We start from the raw sequence: 14802 nt of genomic DNA on the forward strand, positions 1-14802 counted from the left end.
TCGGTGCTGCGGGCGGTGCGCTGGCGCGCCGGTGCGGACCCTCCATGATCGCCCATCCGGGGACGCGCGGCGGCCCGGCCCACCGGGTGGTGGGCCGGGCCGTTCGGTGCGTGGTGCGGTGCTCCGGCCGGTGGATCAGAAGGAGGCGGAGACGGTGGCGCCCGCGAAGGGCTGGTTCCCGGCGGCGTAGAGGCTGACGTAGTTCCAGCCCGCGGGCGGGTTGGCGATCGTCAGGGTCTCGGTGTTGCCGCTGCCGGTCGACCTGGCGGTGCTGGCGCCGGTGGTCGCCCAGGTGCTGCCGTTGTAGTAGAGGTCGGCATTCCCGGTGCCGCCGGAGGCGTTGACCTTCAGGCTGGCGGTGCCGGCCGGGATCCACAGGTAGAAGCTGGCGTAGTTGCCCGCGGTGGCGGTGACGTTGCTGCGGACGCAGCCCTTGTCCAGCTGGCGGGTGTCGGCCGCCGTGCACTCGGTGCCGCCGGTGCCGGGCGGGGTGGTGGAGGAGCCGTTGGAGGCGCTGATGGTGACGCCGGCGAAGGGCTGGTTCCCGGCGGCGTAGAGGCTGACGTAGTTCCAGCCCGCGGGCGGGTTGGCGATCGTCAGGGTCTCGGTGTTGCCGCTGCCGGTCGACCTGGCGGTGCTGGCGCCGGTGGTCGCCCAGGTGGCGGCGTTGTAGTAGAGGTCGGCGTTGCCGGTGCCGCCGCTGGAGCTGACGGTCAGCTTGGCGGTACCGGCCGGGACCCACACGTAGAAGTAGGAGTAGTCGCCGGCCGCCGCGGCGGCGTTCTTGCGGCTGCAACCGAGGTCGAGCTGCTGCTGGTTGGTGGCGCTGCAGTCGCTGCCCGGGTCGGTGGGCGTGGTGGTGCCGCCGCCGCAGGAGCCGGTGTTGCAGGCGGTCAGCCAGGTGTTGAAGCCGGCGTCGTAGCGGGTGCCGATGGTGGTCTTCAGCAGGGTGCGGGCGCCGTTCCAGTCACCGGCGCGGTACTTGGCGAGCACCGCGTCCAGGTCCGAGCGGTGCTGCTCCAGCATGTAGCGGACGGCCAGGTAGCCCCAGTTGTAGATCCGGGTCTGGTCGGCGTTGTCGTAGGTGGTGTCGAACAGGGTGGACAGCGCGTAGGTGTGCAGGCCGGCCTGGGTCATCGCGTCGGTGTAGTCGACCTTGCGGTACGAGTAGGAGACGTACTCGGCGAAGCCCTCGACCCACCAGACGGTGGGGGTGGTCATGCCGGCGTCGAAGTCACCGGCCATGTCGAAGCGGCCGTCGAGGTAGTGGGTGTACTCGTGGTTGAGGTTCCAGATCTGGAAGTCCGGACGGACCCACTCGGCCTCGTAGGCGATGAACCGGGGCTGGTTGCCCGCCGCGGCCGGGTCGCCCTCCAGGTACATGCCGCCGTTGTCGGTGGAGATCCCGAAGATGGTGCCGGCGTAGGTCTGGTAGTCGCTGCTGGAGTGGAAGACCACCACCTCGATGGTGGAGTTGTTGTCGTTCGCCACCGCGCCGCCGTCCTTGACCACGCTGTGGAAGTAGGCGTCCTGGCCCCTGAGGCTGGTGCAGGCGGTGGTCAGCTGGTCGGCGGTCAGCGCCTGGGCGATGATCTTGATGCTGCCGCTGCAGGTGTAGTTGACGGTCAGCACCGCGGCCCGGAGCCGGTTCGCCAGGTCGCAGGTGCCGTAGTACGAGCAGTTCGCCTTGTCGTAGCTGTCGGTCATCTCGGCCAGGCCGACCCACAGCCCGGCGGTGCGCCCGGTGATCGAGCTCTGGTCCAGCAGGCCCTTCACCAGCGGCCGGACCTTCGCCTGCAGCGCCGGGTACTGGAGGAAGCGGCCCAGCTCGCGGCCCGCGTTGGAGACCAGGTAGCCGTTGTCGCCGCCGAGCAGCGCGTTGTTGCGGGAGGCGAAGGACTGCAGGGTGTCGAGCACGCTCGGGTCGGCCTGCACGGCGGGGAGGAAGTCGGTGTTCTGGTGGCCGCGCCACAGCACCGTGTAGGTGTTGTTGACCGCGTTGAGCATGTACCAGGATGAGTCGTAGCCGCTGTTGTAGCCGTTCAGCAGCCGCTTGACGACGCTCAGGTAGCGGGCGTTCTCGGCCGCGCTGTCGATCAGGGTGACCGCCTCGGACAGCGTGGCGCCGTTGGCGTCGTTCACGTCCTGCGAGTGCGCGCTGCCGAAGAAGGCGTCCAGGCCGCCCTCGATCGCGCTCTTCAGGCTGCTGCCGTAGCTGCCGACCGCGTCCGGGTTGTACCACTGCACGTAGTAGCCGGCCCGCAGGTACAGCACGATCTGGGTGGCCGAGGTGGAGTCGTTGCCCGGGTAGCTTGCGGACAGGTCGCGCAGCGCGTTGGCCACGCCGACCATCTGCGACTCGCCGAAGGCCAGCTTCGCGTCGTTGCCCTTGAGGGTGAACAGCGAGTTGACGCAGTCCACCGAGGCGGACTTGATCTGCGCCACCAGGGCGCTGCCGGTGCGGCTGGTGAAGTCCGAGGCGTTGCAGGTCGCGGCGGCGGCCGGGGCGGCGGCCGCCGCGGCGCCGGGTGCGCCCTTGGCCACCAGCGGCGGCCGCTTGCTGGCGTCCGCCCGCAGGTCGCGGTCCGAGTCCTTGCGGCGCTCGGCCGCCTCGGTGCCGCGCGGCGCCGACTTCGCCGCCTTCGCCCGGTCGGACTTGGCCGGCTTCTGCTCGGCCTGGGGGGCGGCCCCGGCGCCGGGCGCCAGCGCGCCCAGGAAGCCGAGGGTCAGACAGAGGGACAACAGCAGGCTCAGCGTCCGTCCTGCGGACGCGCATGCTTTCCGGAAGGTTCGCACGTGGGGGCCTCCGGGCCGAGGTGACGCCGCGATTGGGGGGCCGCGGCGGAGGGTGGGAGGCCGTCGAGGTGCCCCCGACGGCCGGGTGACATGTACAATTGCACATGTCACCTGTCACCGGAAGCCCTCGCGTCGAAGTCAACTGCCCCGGATAACCCCCGGTTCGGACAGCCGCCCGCCCAGCTCCGCCAGGTCCGCGACGAACCACAACTGCAGGCCCCGGTTGCTCTCCCGGACGAAGTCCCGCAGCGCGTCCGACCCCGCCACGTGCCCCGCGACGTCCCCCACCACCGCCAGCCCCGTCCGGTACTGCGCGAACTTCTGCACCACCGCCCCCGCGACGCCGCTGCGCAGCCGGAAGAACTCCACGCCCAGCCGCTCCACCGGCAGCGCCACCCAGGACGCCCCCCGGTAGGACGCGTCACCCAGCAGGTCCAGCGCCTGCCGCTCCCCCACCACCGCCTCGCCCTCGGCCGGGACCACCATCACCGGCACCCCGCCCAGCTCCCTGATCTCCGTCACCGCAGTCCTCCCGTCAACTCGTCGACCAGCGCCAGCACGTCGGACACCCGCCGCGGCGGGCCCAGCACCACGAACCGCAACGCGCCCCGCTCCTCCTCCCGCACCGCCTGCACCCACAGCGGCCGCGGCCCGCCGGACCACGCCGACGCCGCCGCCAGCACCCCCGTCACCAGCCGGTCCGCGTCCCGCGCCCCCACCCCGTCCACCTGCACCACCGCCGAGACCTCCACCCGCGCCGGCCCCGCCGGCACCCCGCCCCCGGTGAACGCCTCCACCTCCGCCCGGGCGATCCGGTACTGCTTCCCGATCCGCACCGCCTTGAGCTTCCCGTCCCGCACGTAGCCCCGCACGGTCTTCACGTGCAGCCCGAGCAGCTCCGCCACGTCCTCGACGGAGTAGAAATCGTTCATTCCCTATCCTTCCTTATCCGACCCCAAGCTACCGAAAAACAGGGAACGAATCGCCTCGCCACGCCGCCCACCAAGGGGGCGGGGAACGCCCACCCGGCCGCAGCCGCCCGACCCGGCCACCGACCCGCCCCGAAAAACCCTTTGCGCCGCGTTCGCCCCGGAACCTAAGGTGACAACCGCCCCGCCGCGCCGCCGTGCGCTCGTGGGCCCGACGAGAGGAGGTGCAGACCGATGGTTGCCGCCGTGACGCGGCGCGCCTTCGTGTGCGCGCCATACGCCTCCCCCCGTCTTCGCCCCACCGGCTGACGGCGCGTCACTCCGCGCCCCGGTGGGCCACTCCCCAGGAGCCACCGCAGTGCGCGAGCGCTTTGCCGACAGCGATTCCTTCTCCCGCATCCGCCCCAAGGGTGCTTCCCGTCGCGGCCGCCGGGCCGACCGCTTCGACGACTCCCAGCCCGAGTACGACTACTTCGCCTCCACCGGGCCCGACTTCGACGCCACCGCCGACGCCGACGCCGCCCCCGAGGAGCAGTTCACCGCCCCCGTGACCGACGGGCCCCCCGCGGGCGACCGCTGGTCGACGTGGGACCAGTCCACCCCGACCGAGAAGGGCCCCGAGCCGCGCCCCGACTGGGTCGTCACCGAACTCGCGGCCGTCGACACCGAGTTGGGCATCGTGAAGACCGGCAAGGAGGCGGACGTCTTCCTGCTGGAGCGCGCCGTCCCCGACACCGGCCGCCGCACCCTGATGGCCGCCAAGCGGTACCGGGACGCCCAGCACCGGATGTTCCACCGGGACTCGGGGTACCTGGAGGGCCGCCAGCACAAGGAGTCCCGGATCACCCGGGCGATGGCCAAGCGCACCGCCTTCGGCAAGGAGGCCATCGCGGGGCAGTGGGCGGCGGCCGAGTTCAACGCGCTGTGCCGGCTCTGGTCGGCGGGCGTCGCCGTGCCGTACCCGGTGCAGATCACCGGCACCGAGATCCTGATGGAGTTCGTCGGCGACGAGAACGGCACGGCCGCACCCCGGCTGGCCCAACTGCGCGCCGAGGAGGCCGACATCGAGGGCCTGTGGGCGCAGCTGGGCCACAGCCTCGGGCTGCTGGCCTACGACGGCTACGCGCACGGAGACCTCTCGGCCTACAACATCCTGGTGCACCGCGGCCGCCTGGTGATCATCGACGTGCCGCAGATCGTCGACGTGGTGGCCAACCCGCGCGGCCTCTCCTTCCTGGAGCGGGACGTGCGCAACGTCGGCGCCTGGTTCGTCTCCCGCGGTCTCCCGCCCGCGAGCGTCGACGCCCTGGTCGAGTCCCTGGCCGCCGACGCCCGCCTGCGCCGCTGACCGGAGCCGGCTCCCGCCCCCGCCCCGGGAAGCGCGGTTCGGCTGCCGCCGAGCCGCCGCGCTCTCCGGGGCTCCACCGCTGTCGGCGGTGACGCCTACGCTGCCCATCCGTCCACGAACGCCCGGAGAGCAGCCATGACCATCACACGACCGACCACGGCAGCCTCCACCCCGACCGAACCCGACCCTTCCCCCGGCTCCACCCCCGCCACCGCCCCACCGGGACCATTCAGCGCCAAGGAGGCCCTGCAACAGATCGCCGCCGTCCTCGCCCTGCTCACCATGGTCGTCCTCGCCCTCGCGGACTACGCGCTCGGCGAGTACTTCCGCGCGCTCGGTCCGACCCCGGAGGGGGTGGGTATCGACAAGCAGACACTGCTCATCCGGGCCTGCCCGGTCCTCGCCCTGCTCGCCATCCTCGTCCTGCCGATGGGCTTCTCGGCCGGGATCGCGGGCCGCCGGGCCGTCCCGGCCCGGATCCGCCGTCTGCTGAGCACCCACCCCGCCGTCTGGGGCCTGGGGCTGGCCGCCGGCCTCGGCCTGGTGCTGGTGCTGCCCGGCAGCCCCGATCCGTTCGACTCCACCCTGCTGGTCTCCGGCATGCTGTCCGGTGTCCTGATCTTCGGCCCCGGGGCCTACCACCTCCTGCGCAAGGGGCTGCCGGTGGCGTTCGTCTGCCTGATCGCCGCCGTGGTCGGCTGCCTGACCCTCGGGCCGTACCTCGGCGACCGCGCCTACGCCGACGGAACAGCGCTGCGCACCCGGGGCACCGTCACCATGCTGAGCTACCTCGTCGGAGCCCGCCCGGTCGCCGCCGACGCCTCCTGGACCGACCTCGACGAGGTCCACCACCGGGAGCGGATCGTCTACCTGGGCGACCAGAACGGCATGTCCTCCTTCCTCTCCTGCGCCGGACGGGAAGTCGAACGCGTTCCCTCCACTCAGGTGCGCCTCCGCTTCGTTGCCCCGGAGGCCGTCGAAGGCTCCCTCTGCGCTCCCTGACCACGCCTCATCTCCGCCTCCCCGCAAGCAAGTTGCGCCACGCAACGGGTGTAGAGTCGCGGCGGTCGGGCGGGACGGGGGTCGGCACTGGCTTCCCTCCACGCGTTCGAACGGTCAGAATCACTACTGACACGTCGTACAACATGGTCGGGGGACTGCGGGGACATGTGGGGTCGGGGGACGGTGCTCGGGGGCCGGTACGCCCTCTCCGAGCGGCTCGGCAGCGGCGCGATGGGCGAGGTCTGGCGGGCCGAGGACCAGGTGCTGGGCCGTCAGGTCGCGGTGAAGATCGTGCTTCCGGCGCTGATGGAGGACGAGGTCTTCGCCGCCCGGTTCCGCCGCGAGGCGACGGTGCTGGCCGCGATGAACCACCGCGGCGTGGTGCACATCCACGACTACGGCGAGGACGGCACCGAGCCGGACGCCAGGACCGCGTACATCGTGATGGAGCTGCTGGCGGGCAAGCCGCTGGACCGGGTCCGCGAGCGCAGGACGTTCCCGCCCGACCGGGCGCTGGACGTCGCCGCCCAGGTGCTGGACGCGCTGCACGCCGCGCACCGGCAGGGCATCGTGCACCGGGACATCAAGCCGTCCAACCTGATGGTCGACCAGGACGGGCGGGTCACCGTCACCGACTTCGGCATCGCCCGCACCCTGGCCGACACCCGGATCACCACCGCCCACGCGGTGATCGGCACCGCCCTGTACATGGCCCCGGAACGCGCCGAGGGCAAGGACGCCTCGGCCGTGTCCGACCTCTACTCGGTCGGCGTGGTGCTGTACGAACTGCTGGCCGGCGCGGTGCCGTTCACCGGCGAGACGCCGCTCGAAGTGGTGCTCAAGCACGTCCGCGAGCCGGTGCCCGACCTCCCGGAGGACGTACCCGCGCCGGTGCGGGCGGTGGTCGCCAAGGCGCTCGCCAAGCAGCCGGAGGACCGCTACCCGGACGCGGCGGCGATGGCCGTCGCCGCCCGGCAGGCAATGTCCACCCCGACCGGCCTCGGCGCGGTGCTCTCCCTGCCCGAGCCCGTCGAGGCGCCCCCGCTCGTCCCGGCCCCGCTCGTCGCGGCCCCGGTCGCCGCAGCACCGGTCGCCGCGGTCCCGGCCACCGAGCCCGCCCCGACTGCCGAGAAGCGCTCCGGGCGCCGCCGACTGGCCACCCTGATCCTGCCGGTGGTGCTGGTCACCGGCAGCGGGGTGACCGCCCAGCAACTCGACCTGCTGCCCTGGCAGCGGGACCGGAACGCGCACACCACCGCCGACCCGTCCCAGACCCCCGGCAACGGCCCGACCACCGCCACCGGCTCCGACGCCTCCCCGTCCCCCGCCGCCTCCGGCACCGAGCAGTCCTCCCCCACCCCGCCGCCGTCCTCCGCCCCCGCCACCGACCCGGCCGGCAACCCCGTCCCGCCGGGCACCGACCCGAACCAGGGCGGCGGCACCGGCGCCGGTACAGGCACCGGTGCGAGCGCGGGCAGCGGCGGCACCGGCAGCGGGAGCAGCGGCGGCGGCAGCAATCCGGGTACCTCCAGCGGCACATCCAACGGCACATCCAACGGTGGCGGTGGCGGTGGCGGCAGCACGGGCGGCGGCAGCTCGACCACCTCGGGGGGCGGCACCGGCAGCACGGTCGGCGGCAGCACCCCGAACCCGCCCAAGCAGACCCCCACCGCCCCCACCACCCCGGCCGGCCCGGCCTCGGGCTGCGGCGGCGGCAACTGGGGCCGGCTGGTCAACACCGGCAGCGGCCGGGCCGTCGGCCTCGGCTCCAACGCCGTCAGCGCGGGCGTCCCCGTGGTCTCCGGCGGCTACACCTCCTACGGCTGGGTCAGGTCCGCCGCCAGCGGCGCGACCACCTTCACCGCGTGCAAGGGGGACAGCGGCATCAGCCTGGGCGCCCGGTACGCGGGCAGCCCCAACATCGCCGAACTCGCCGGAGCCAGCTCCTACGGCGACATGACCAGCTGGTCCCCCGCCGACGCCGGTTCCGGCAACTTCCAGCTCAAGTTCGGCTACGGTCCGCAGGGCTGTCTGACCGACAACGGCAGCGGCAAAACACTCACCGTCACCACCTGCAACCCGGGCGACGGGTCCCAGCTGTTCCGGTTCTCCTGACCCACCGCCCCCACAGCCCGCCACAACCACAGCCCGCAGCCCACCCACCAGCCCGCCCACGGGTTCCGGGTCCCGATTCCCCGCTCCCGTGGGGAAGTTGTCCCACATCCGGGGCAGAATGCGGGCATGGCCGAACAGTACTTCTCCGCTTTCGCGGTGGACGCCGCCGCACTGCTGCGCCTGCCCGGCTCGGGCGACCGCACGCTCCCCGGCGTGGCCCCCTCCGCCGCGCTCGCCGAGCTGCTCTCCGGCCGACTGCGCCCCGACGCGGACTCCCGCTACACCGCCCTGCTCCCCACCCTCGCCGGCGCCCTCGGCACCCCCCTGGGCGCGGTCTCCGTCCCCGGCCGCCACTGGGACGAACTGACGGAGGTCTTCACCGCCCTGGAGCTCCCCGCCCTCACCGCCCTGTGGTCCCGCCCCTGGCCCTTCCCGGCCGACGCCACCTACGACTGGCCCTGGCCGTACCCGACCCTCGCCGCCCGCACCGACACCGCCGACCTGCTGGTCGAACTGGCCGCCCTGGCCTCGGAGTCCATCCACGAGCAGGACGTCGAGGCGCTGGACGAGGACGACCTGGAGGAGGCGTCCTGGTTCCTCACCGAGCACCTGCCGATCTGGACGTCCCGGGCCCACGCCCTCGACCTCGACCTGCTCCTGGTCCGTGACGGCGCTCGGTGACCCGCCACCGATGACGCGTCATCAATGTCGCAGCACCAATGACGCGGCACCGACGTCGTGACACCGATGACACCACACCGGTGTCACGACACGAATGACGCAACATCGATGTCACGCCATAGGTGCCGCAACACGGGTGTCGCGACACAGATGCCGGAACACGGATGACCCATCACCAATGACACCGCACCGATGTCGCAGCACACATGACGCGACACCAACGACGCGACACCGACCCCCGGCCCCCGGCCCCCGGCCGCCAGCCCACCCCGCCTCAGGACACCACGTCCTTCCCCGCGAACCCACGGAACGCCAGCGCCAGCAGCACCACCGCGTACGACAGCGACAGCACCACGCCCTGCACCATGCCGCCCCACTCCAGCTGCGGTTGGAGCGCGTCCGCCCAGGCGTACTGCCAGTGCGCGGGCAGCCACTCGCGCAGCGAGCCCAGCGCGGTGACGGCGTCCAGCACGCCCGTGATGATGGAGGCGAAGACCGCGCCGCCGACCGCGCCGAGCGGGGCGTCGGTGGCCGTGGAGAGCCAGAACGCCAGCGCGCCGATCACGACCTCGGCGAGGAACACGTACAGCACGGCGATCGCCAGTCGGGGCAGCGCCTCGGCGGCGGTCAGGCTCGCCCCGGTGGGGAGCTTCAGGTCGCCCCAGCCGTACGCGGCGGTGCCGACCACCAGCCCCACCGCGGGCAGCAGGACCACCGCTGCGGCCGAGAACACCATCGCCACGGTGAACTTGCGCACCAGCAGCCGGGCCCTGGGCACCGGCGCCGCCAGCAGGTAGCGCAGCGAGGACCAGCTCGCCTCGGAGGCCACCGTGTCGCCGCAGAACAGCGCGACCGGGATGACCAGCAGGAAGCCGGTGCCCACGAACAGCATGGTGGTGGCGAAGTTGACCCCGGAAGCGGTGGCCAGCTCGATGAACGTGGTGCGGTTCTCCCGCCCGGGCGTGCCGCCGAGCTGGAACGCCGCCAGCAGGACGAACGGCAGCGCGGCCAGCACCCCGCCGACCACCAGGGTGCGGCGGCGGCGCAGCTGGCGCATCGCCTCGACCCGCAGCGGCAGCGTCCGGCCGGGCCGGTAGCCGGGCGCGGCGGTGTCCCCCGCGGTGCCGCCCGCAGGACCGGTCACCGTCCCCGTGCCACTCACGCCACCACTCGCACCACTCGTACCCCCGGGGCCGCTCATGCCGCTCGCACCGCTCGTACCACCGGAGCCGCTCATGCCGCTCGGGCCACTCGTACCGCTCGGGCCGCTCATGCCGCCGCTCCTCGGATCAGGGACAGGAAGGCGTCCTCCAGTCGGCGCTGCGGGCCGATGCCGGTCACCGGCACGCCCAGGCGCACCAGTTCGGCGGTCAGCCGGCTCGCGGGCAGGCCGTCCAGGCGCACCAGCAGCCCGGCGTCCACGGCCTCGGCGGAGGCGATGCCGGCGAGTTCGGCCAGCTTCCCGGCAACCGCGTCGGCGCCCTCGAAGCCGTCCTCGACGGACACCAGCAGCTGTTCGCCCGCGCCGGTGATCTCCGCGGTCGGCCCGGCGACCACCAGCTGCCCGCGTTCCATCACCACCAGGTGGGTGCAGGACTGCTCGACCTCGGCGAGCAGGTGGCTGGAGACGATGACGGTGCGCCCGGCGGCGGCGTACCGGACCATCACCTCCCGCATCTCGCGGATCTGCGGCGGGTCGAGCCCGTTGGTGGGCTCGTCCAGGATCAGCAGGTCGGGCAGGCCCAGCATGGCCTGGGCGATGGCCAGGCGCTGCCGCATGCCCTGCGAGTAGGTGCGCACCGCGCGTTCCAGGGCCTCGCCGAGGCCGGCGATCTCCAGCGCCTCGGCGAAGTGCGCGTCCTCGACGGGGCGGCCGGTGGCCGACCAGTACGACTCCAGGTTGGCCCGGCCGGACAGGTGCGGCAGGAAGCCCGCGCCCTCGACGAACGCGCCGACCCGGGAGAGCACCGGCGCGCCCGGCCGGATCGCCTGGCCGAACACCCGGATCTCGCCCGCGTCGGGGCGGATCAGGCCCATCAGCATCCGCAGCGTGGTGGTCTTGCCCGCGCCGTTGGGGCCGAGCAGGCCGAGCACCTGCCCGGTCTCCACCCGGAAGGACAGGTCGCGCACCGCGTACCGGTCGGTCGAGCCCCTGTACTTCTTCGACAGGCCGGTGATCACCAGCGGCACACCGGTGAGCTCCGGGTCCGGCGCGGGGGCGGTGTCCCGGCGCCGGCGGGCGAACACCAGCAGCGCGGCAACGGCCAGCGCGACCAGCGGCAGGGCCCACGTCCGGTCCGGCACCGGCGCGGACTCGGTGCGCAGCTCGGTGACGGTGGGCACGCTCAGCGCCCCGGCCGCCGAGACGGTGTACGTGGCGGGCTGGGCGGGCGAGGCGTACGCCAGGTCGGTGGCGGCCAGCACCAGGCGCAGCCGGTGCCCGGCCGGGAACTGGTGCTCCACGGCGGGCAGCGTGATCCGCACGGTCCGCCCGCCGGCCGCGTCCGCGCCGGTCACCCGCAGCGGTGCGACCAGCTGCTGCGGGAGCGTCTGCTTGCCGTCGGGGGCGACGTCGTACAGCTTCGCGAACAGCACCGCCTCGGGCGCGTCCGCCGCGATCCGCACCGAGACGGTGGGGGCGCCGGTGAGGTCCAGGGCGCCGTCCAGCGGGGCCGATTCGAAGGAGGCGTACTGGCCGGGGAAGTCGATGGACAGGCCCGCGCCGACCGAGGACAGCTGGGCGAGCGCACCGATGCCGGGCAGGGTCGAGATGTTCGGCGGCGACCCGCCGGGCGGGTTGGCGACCTGCTGTTCGCGGCCGCTCAGCGGGACTTCGCGCCGCGCCGTGCCGTCCAGGCCGGGGTAGGCGTCGGCGTCCGCGCCGCGCAGCACCGCCTGGAAGCCGGTGGAGTCGACGCCGCCGGTGCGGGTGACCCGGAACGCGGGGCCGGTGTCGGTGCCGTCGCCCTTGAGGTAGTGGTCGAACCAGGCGCTGATCCGGGCATCGGCCCGGGTGCTGGTCTCCTGGCCGCCGTCGTGCCCGGCGCCGAACCAGTCCACCGCGACGGGTGCGCCGTTCGCGGCCACCGCCCTGGCGATCCGGTCGCCCTGGTCGAGCGGGAACAGCGAGTCCTGCTGGCCCTGGACGACCAGCGTCGGCACCTTGATCCGGTCGGCCACCGAGGCGGGGCTGGAGTGCTCCAGCAGCTTCACCGCGTCCGCGTCCGGCCGCCCGGCCGCCGCGACCCGGTCGTACATCGCGCACAGCTCCGCCCGGAACCGCCCGCAGCCCACCGGACCCGGCGCCGGGGCGGCGGCCGAGCCCCCGCCGGGGCCCGCACCGGAGCCCGAACCCGCCCCCGCACCGCCCCCGGAGCCTTCCCCAGAGCCTTCCCCGGCGGCCTCGCCGAAGGCGGTGGAGGAGCCGGTGGTGAAGAAGATCCCGGCCCACAGCTTCTTGAACACCCCGTCGGCGGCCGAACCGCCCTGCGCGGCCTGCGGGAAGAGCGCGTCCGCCAGGTCGAACCAGGTGATCTGCGGGGCGATCGCGTCGATCCGGTGGTCGTACCCGGCGGCCAGCAGCGAGACCGCGCCCCCGTACGAGGCGCCGGTGACGCCCACCCTGGGGTCGCCGGGGCCGTCCAGCCGCACCTCGGGGCGCTGCGCCAGCCAGTCCACCAGCCGCGAGACGTCCGCGACCTCGCGCTCGGGCTGGTTCAGCCCGATCTGCCCGGTGGACTTCCCGAAGCCGCGCGCCGACCAGGTCAGCACCGCGTACCCCTGGCGGGCCAACTCCTCGGCGCGCGGGCGCAGTTCGTCCTTCGACCCGCCGAAGCCGTGCGCCAGCAGCACCGCCGGGCGCGGCCCGGAGCCGCCGGCGGTGAAGAACGAGGTGTCGATCCGGACGCTCTCGGCGCTGCCCGCGACCTCGGGCATCTCCAGGAAGCGGTCCTCCCGGTGCACCCGCTCCGGCTGCCCGGCCAACGCGACCGCCCCGCCGCCGACCAGCAGCGCGGTCGCCACGCCACCGGCCAGCACCGCCCTGCGCCTGGTCCACCAGCCGCGCCACGCCCCACCGAAGCCCATGGCAGGTGATCCTAACCGGGCGGCCGGTAAGGAAGTCATCAGGCCACCGCCGACGTCCACCGCACCCGCCCGCCGAGCACTCCCCGCTCCCGACGTTCCCGATATTCCCGGCGTTCCCGATGTTCCCGATGTTCCCGACGACCAACTCCCCGCCCGGGTTCCCGAACCGCCGTAACCCACCGCGATATGGTGCGAATCCCCCACCGCCGGACGCCCGAGGTGACCCGTGTTCTGGCCGCTCGCCAGCCTGCTCACCGCGCTCTTCGCCACGCTGTTCGCCGGCTGGCTGGTCGACCAGATCCTCCAGCGCCTGGCCGCCCGCCACCCCGACGCCCCGGTCTGGGCCCAGCTGCGCCGCTGCCGCGTCCCGCTCCAACTGGTGCTGCTGTCGGCCCTGTTGCTCGCCACCCGGCCGGTGCGCCGGATGTTCCACACCGACGACGACGCGATCCGCCACGGCGTCCTGCTGGTGCTGATCGGCTCGGTCGGCTGGCTGACCGTCCGGGTGCTGGCCGCCGCGCTGGCGGCGGTCCTGAGCCGCTACGAGACGGTCACCGAGGACGCCTCCCGCGTCCGGCGGGTGCGCACCCAACTCGACCTGGTCCGCCGGGTCGGCGCCGCCGTCGTCTGGGTGGTCACCGGCGGCGCGCTGCTGCTCACCTTCGACGCGATGCGCACCGTCGGCACCAGCCTGCTCGCCTCGGCCGGCATCATCGGCATCATCGCGGGCATCGCCGCCCAGTCCGCCCTGGGCAACTTCTTCGCCGGCCTGCAGATCGCCTTCAGCGACACCGTCCGGATCGGCGACACCGTGGTGCTGGACGGCCAGCAGGGCACCGTCGAGGAGATCACCCTGTCCTACCTGGTGCTGCGCCTGTGGGACGAGCGCCGGCTGGTCGTGCCGGTCTCCTACTTCGTCTCCAAGCCGTACGAGAACTGGACCCGCCGCGACCCCGGCCTGCTCGCCTGGCTGCTGCTGCACCTCGACCACCGCACCCCGGTCGGCGCCCTGCGCGCCGAACTGGAGCGCTACCTCGCCGGCAGCGAGCTGTGGGACGGCCGGGACTGGTCCCTCGCCGTCTCCGACACCACCCCGTCCACCGTGGTGGTGCGCGCCACGATGACCGCCCGCGACCCGGACGCCACCGCCGCCCTCAGACTCGCCGTCCGCGAGCACCTGCTGGCGTACCTGCGCGACCACCACCCGGAGTCCCTGCCCCGGGTGCGCACCGAGTGAACGGCGGGGCCCCGCCCACCGGTGGTGAACACGACCCCGCCATACACGACCCCGCCGGACGCAAACCGCCGAACACGGCCCCGCCGGACGCAGCCCAGCCGTACGCAGCCCCGCCGGACGCGAACCGCCGCTACAGCACCCGGGTCATCGTCCGGTGCGGAATCCCGGCGTCGTCGTACACCGGCCCCTCGGCCACGTACCCGAGCCGCTCGTAGAACCCGAGCGCCTGCACCTGCGCGTGCAGCTCCACCTCGCGCGCCCCGTGCTCGCGGCCCAACTCCTCGATCGCACGCACCAGTTGCGCACCGAGCCCGGTCCCGCGGGCGGCGGCGACCACGGCGAGGCGGCCGAGCAGCACCCGGCCCTCGATGCCGCCGGTCATCTCCAGCGCCTCGGCGCCGTGGATCAGCCGGGCGGTGCCGAGCGCCGCCCCGTCCGGCCCGACGGCCAGCAGGTGCGCGGAGGTCGCGTCGTACTCGTCGTACTCCAGCTCCGGCGGGACGTTCTGCTCGACCACGAACACCTCGTGCCGCACGCCGCGCGCCAGCGCCGCGTCCGCGTCCCCGTCGACCACCCGGATCGCGGGGCCCGTCAGCGGGGCGCCCATC

11 protein-coding genes are annotated in these 14802 nt (G+C 73.6%); 5 read left to right on the forward strand and 6 right to left on the reverse strand.

Translation table 11 applies throughout. The features are described 5' to 3' along the window. Positions 1-135 precede the first annotated feature (135 nt). From HUT16_RS08970 to HUT16_RS08980, 3 genes are all read right to left on the reverse strand, one after another. A complete protein-coding gene (locus HUT16_RS08970; protein WP_254897720.1) occupies positions 136-2742 on the reverse strand; it encodes a M9 family metallopeptidase in 2607 nt (868 codons plus the stop codon). A 192-nt stretch (positions 2743-2934) separates the two neighbouring features. Continuing rightward, entirely contained in the window at positions 2935-3282 is a 348-nt protein-coding gene (locus HUT16_RS08975; RefSeq protein WP_176192575.1) for a DUF4180 domain-containing protein, read from the reverse strand. Between the two features lie 32 nt (positions 3283-3314). Further along, positions 3315-3728: a helix-turn-helix domain-containing protein gene (locus HUT16_RS08980; protein ID WP_176187150.1), complete on the reverse strand. Its 414-nt coding sequence runs from the start codon at positions 3726-3728 to the stop codon at positions 3315-3317. Positions 3729-4083: 355 nt separating this feature from the next. Between HUT16_RS08980 and HUT16_RS08985 the strand changes: the two genes are divergently transcribed. The 4 genes from HUT16_RS08985 (at position 4084) to HUT16_RS39190 (ending at position 8871) form a co-directional block, all read left to right on the forward strand. Then, complete coding sequence (locus HUT16_RS08985) at positions 4084-5073, forward strand: serine protein kinase RIO (RefSeq protein ID WP_176187152.1); 990 nt, start codon at positions 4084-4086, stop codon at positions 5071-5073. Between the two features lie 135 nt (positions 5074-5208). Beyond that, the gene (locus HUT16_RS39180; protein ID WP_176187154.1) at positions 5209-6075 is read left to right on the forward strand and encodes a hypothetical protein; all 867 of its coding nucleotides are present in this window, start codon (positions 5209-5211) and stop codon (positions 6073-6075) included. 165 nt (positions 6076-6240) lie between these two features. Continuing rightward, a complete protein-coding gene (locus HUT16_RS39185; protein WP_176187156.1) occupies positions 6241-8190 on the forward strand; it encodes a serine/threonine-protein kinase in 1950 nt (649 codons plus the stop codon). A 126-nt stretch (positions 8191-8316) separates the two neighbouring features. Continuing rightward, entirely contained in the window at positions 8317-8871 is a 555-nt protein-coding gene (locus HUT16_RS39190; protein ID WP_176187158.1) for a hypothetical protein, read from the forward strand. Positions 8872-9145: 274 nt separating this feature from the next. Here the strand turns inward: HUT16_RS39190 and HUT16_RS09005 are convergent, their stop codons facing one another. Continuing rightward, positions 9146-9928, reverse strand: a complete 783-nt coding sequence (locus HUT16_RS09005; protein ID WP_254898272.1) for an ABC transporter permease — start codon at positions 9926-9928, stop codon at positions 9146-9148. Between the two features lie 212 nt (positions 9929-10140). Beyond that, positions 10141-12957 carry an alpha/beta fold hydrolase gene (locus tag HUT16_RS09010; protein WP_176187162.1) on the reverse strand — a complete coding sequence of 939 codons (2817 nt, stop codon included), beginning with the start codon at positions 12955-12957 and terminating at the stop codon, positions 10141-10143. Between the two features lie 226 nt (positions 12958-13183). Here HUT16_RS09010 and HUT16_RS09015 point away from each other — a divergent pair, with 226 nt between their 5' ends. Next, a complete protein-coding gene (locus HUT16_RS09015; protein WP_176187164.1) occupies positions 13184-14194 on the forward strand; it encodes a mechanosensitive ion channel family protein in 1011 nt (336 codons plus the stop codon). A gap of 130 nt (positions 14195-14324) precedes the next feature. Here HUT16_RS09015 and HUT16_RS09020 read toward each other — a convergent pair whose 3' ends face one another. Continuing rightward, positions 14325-14801, reverse strand: a complete 477-nt coding sequence (locus HUT16_RS09020) for a GNAT family N-acetyltransferase (RefSeq protein ID WP_176187166.1) — start codon at positions 14799-14801, stop codon at positions 14325-14327. Position 14802: the final 1 nt, after the last annotated feature.

The sequence above is a fragment of the Kitasatospora sp. NA04385 genome, assembly GCF_013364235.1.
In the GTDB taxonomy this organism is placed as follows: Bacteria; Actinomycetota; Actinomycetes; order Streptomycetales; family Streptomycetaceae; genus Kitasatospora.

Bases quoted from the DNA above. Each gene is read 5' to 3' on its own strand.
- HUT16_RS08980 (WP_176187150.1), bottom strand. From the start codon at position 3,728: ATGAACGATTTCTACTCCGTCGAGGACGTGGCGGAGCTGCTCGGGCTG.
- HUT16_RS08975 (WP_176192575.1), bottom strand. From the start codon at position 3,282: ATGGTGGTCCCGGCCGAGGGCGAGGCGGTGGTGGGGGAGCGGCAGGCG.
- HUT16_RS09005 (WP_254898272.1), bottom strand. From the start codon at position 9,928: ATGCGCCAGCTGCGCCGCCGCCGCACCCTGGTGGTCGGCGGGGTGCTG.
- HUT16_RS39180 (WP_176187154.1), top strand. From the start codon at position 5,209: ATGACCATCACACGACCGACCACGGCAGCCTCCACCCCGACCGAACCC.
- HUT16_RS39185 (WP_176187156.1), top strand. From the start codon at position 6,241: ATGTGGGGTCGGGGGACGGTGCTCGGGGGCCGGTACGCCCTCTCCGAG.
- HUT16_RS09020 (WP_176187166.1), bottom strand. From the start codon at position 14,801: ATGGGCGCCCCGCTGACGGGCCCCGCGATCCGGGTGGTCGACGGGGAC.
- HUT16_RS09010 (WP_176187162.1), bottom strand. From the start codon at position 12,957: ATGGGCTTCGGTGGGGCGTGGCGCGGCTGGTGGACCAGGCGCAGGGCG.
- HUT16_RS39190 (WP_176187158.1), top strand. From the start codon at position 8,317: ATGGCCGAACAGTACTTCTCCGCTTTCGCGGTGGACGCCGCCGCACTG.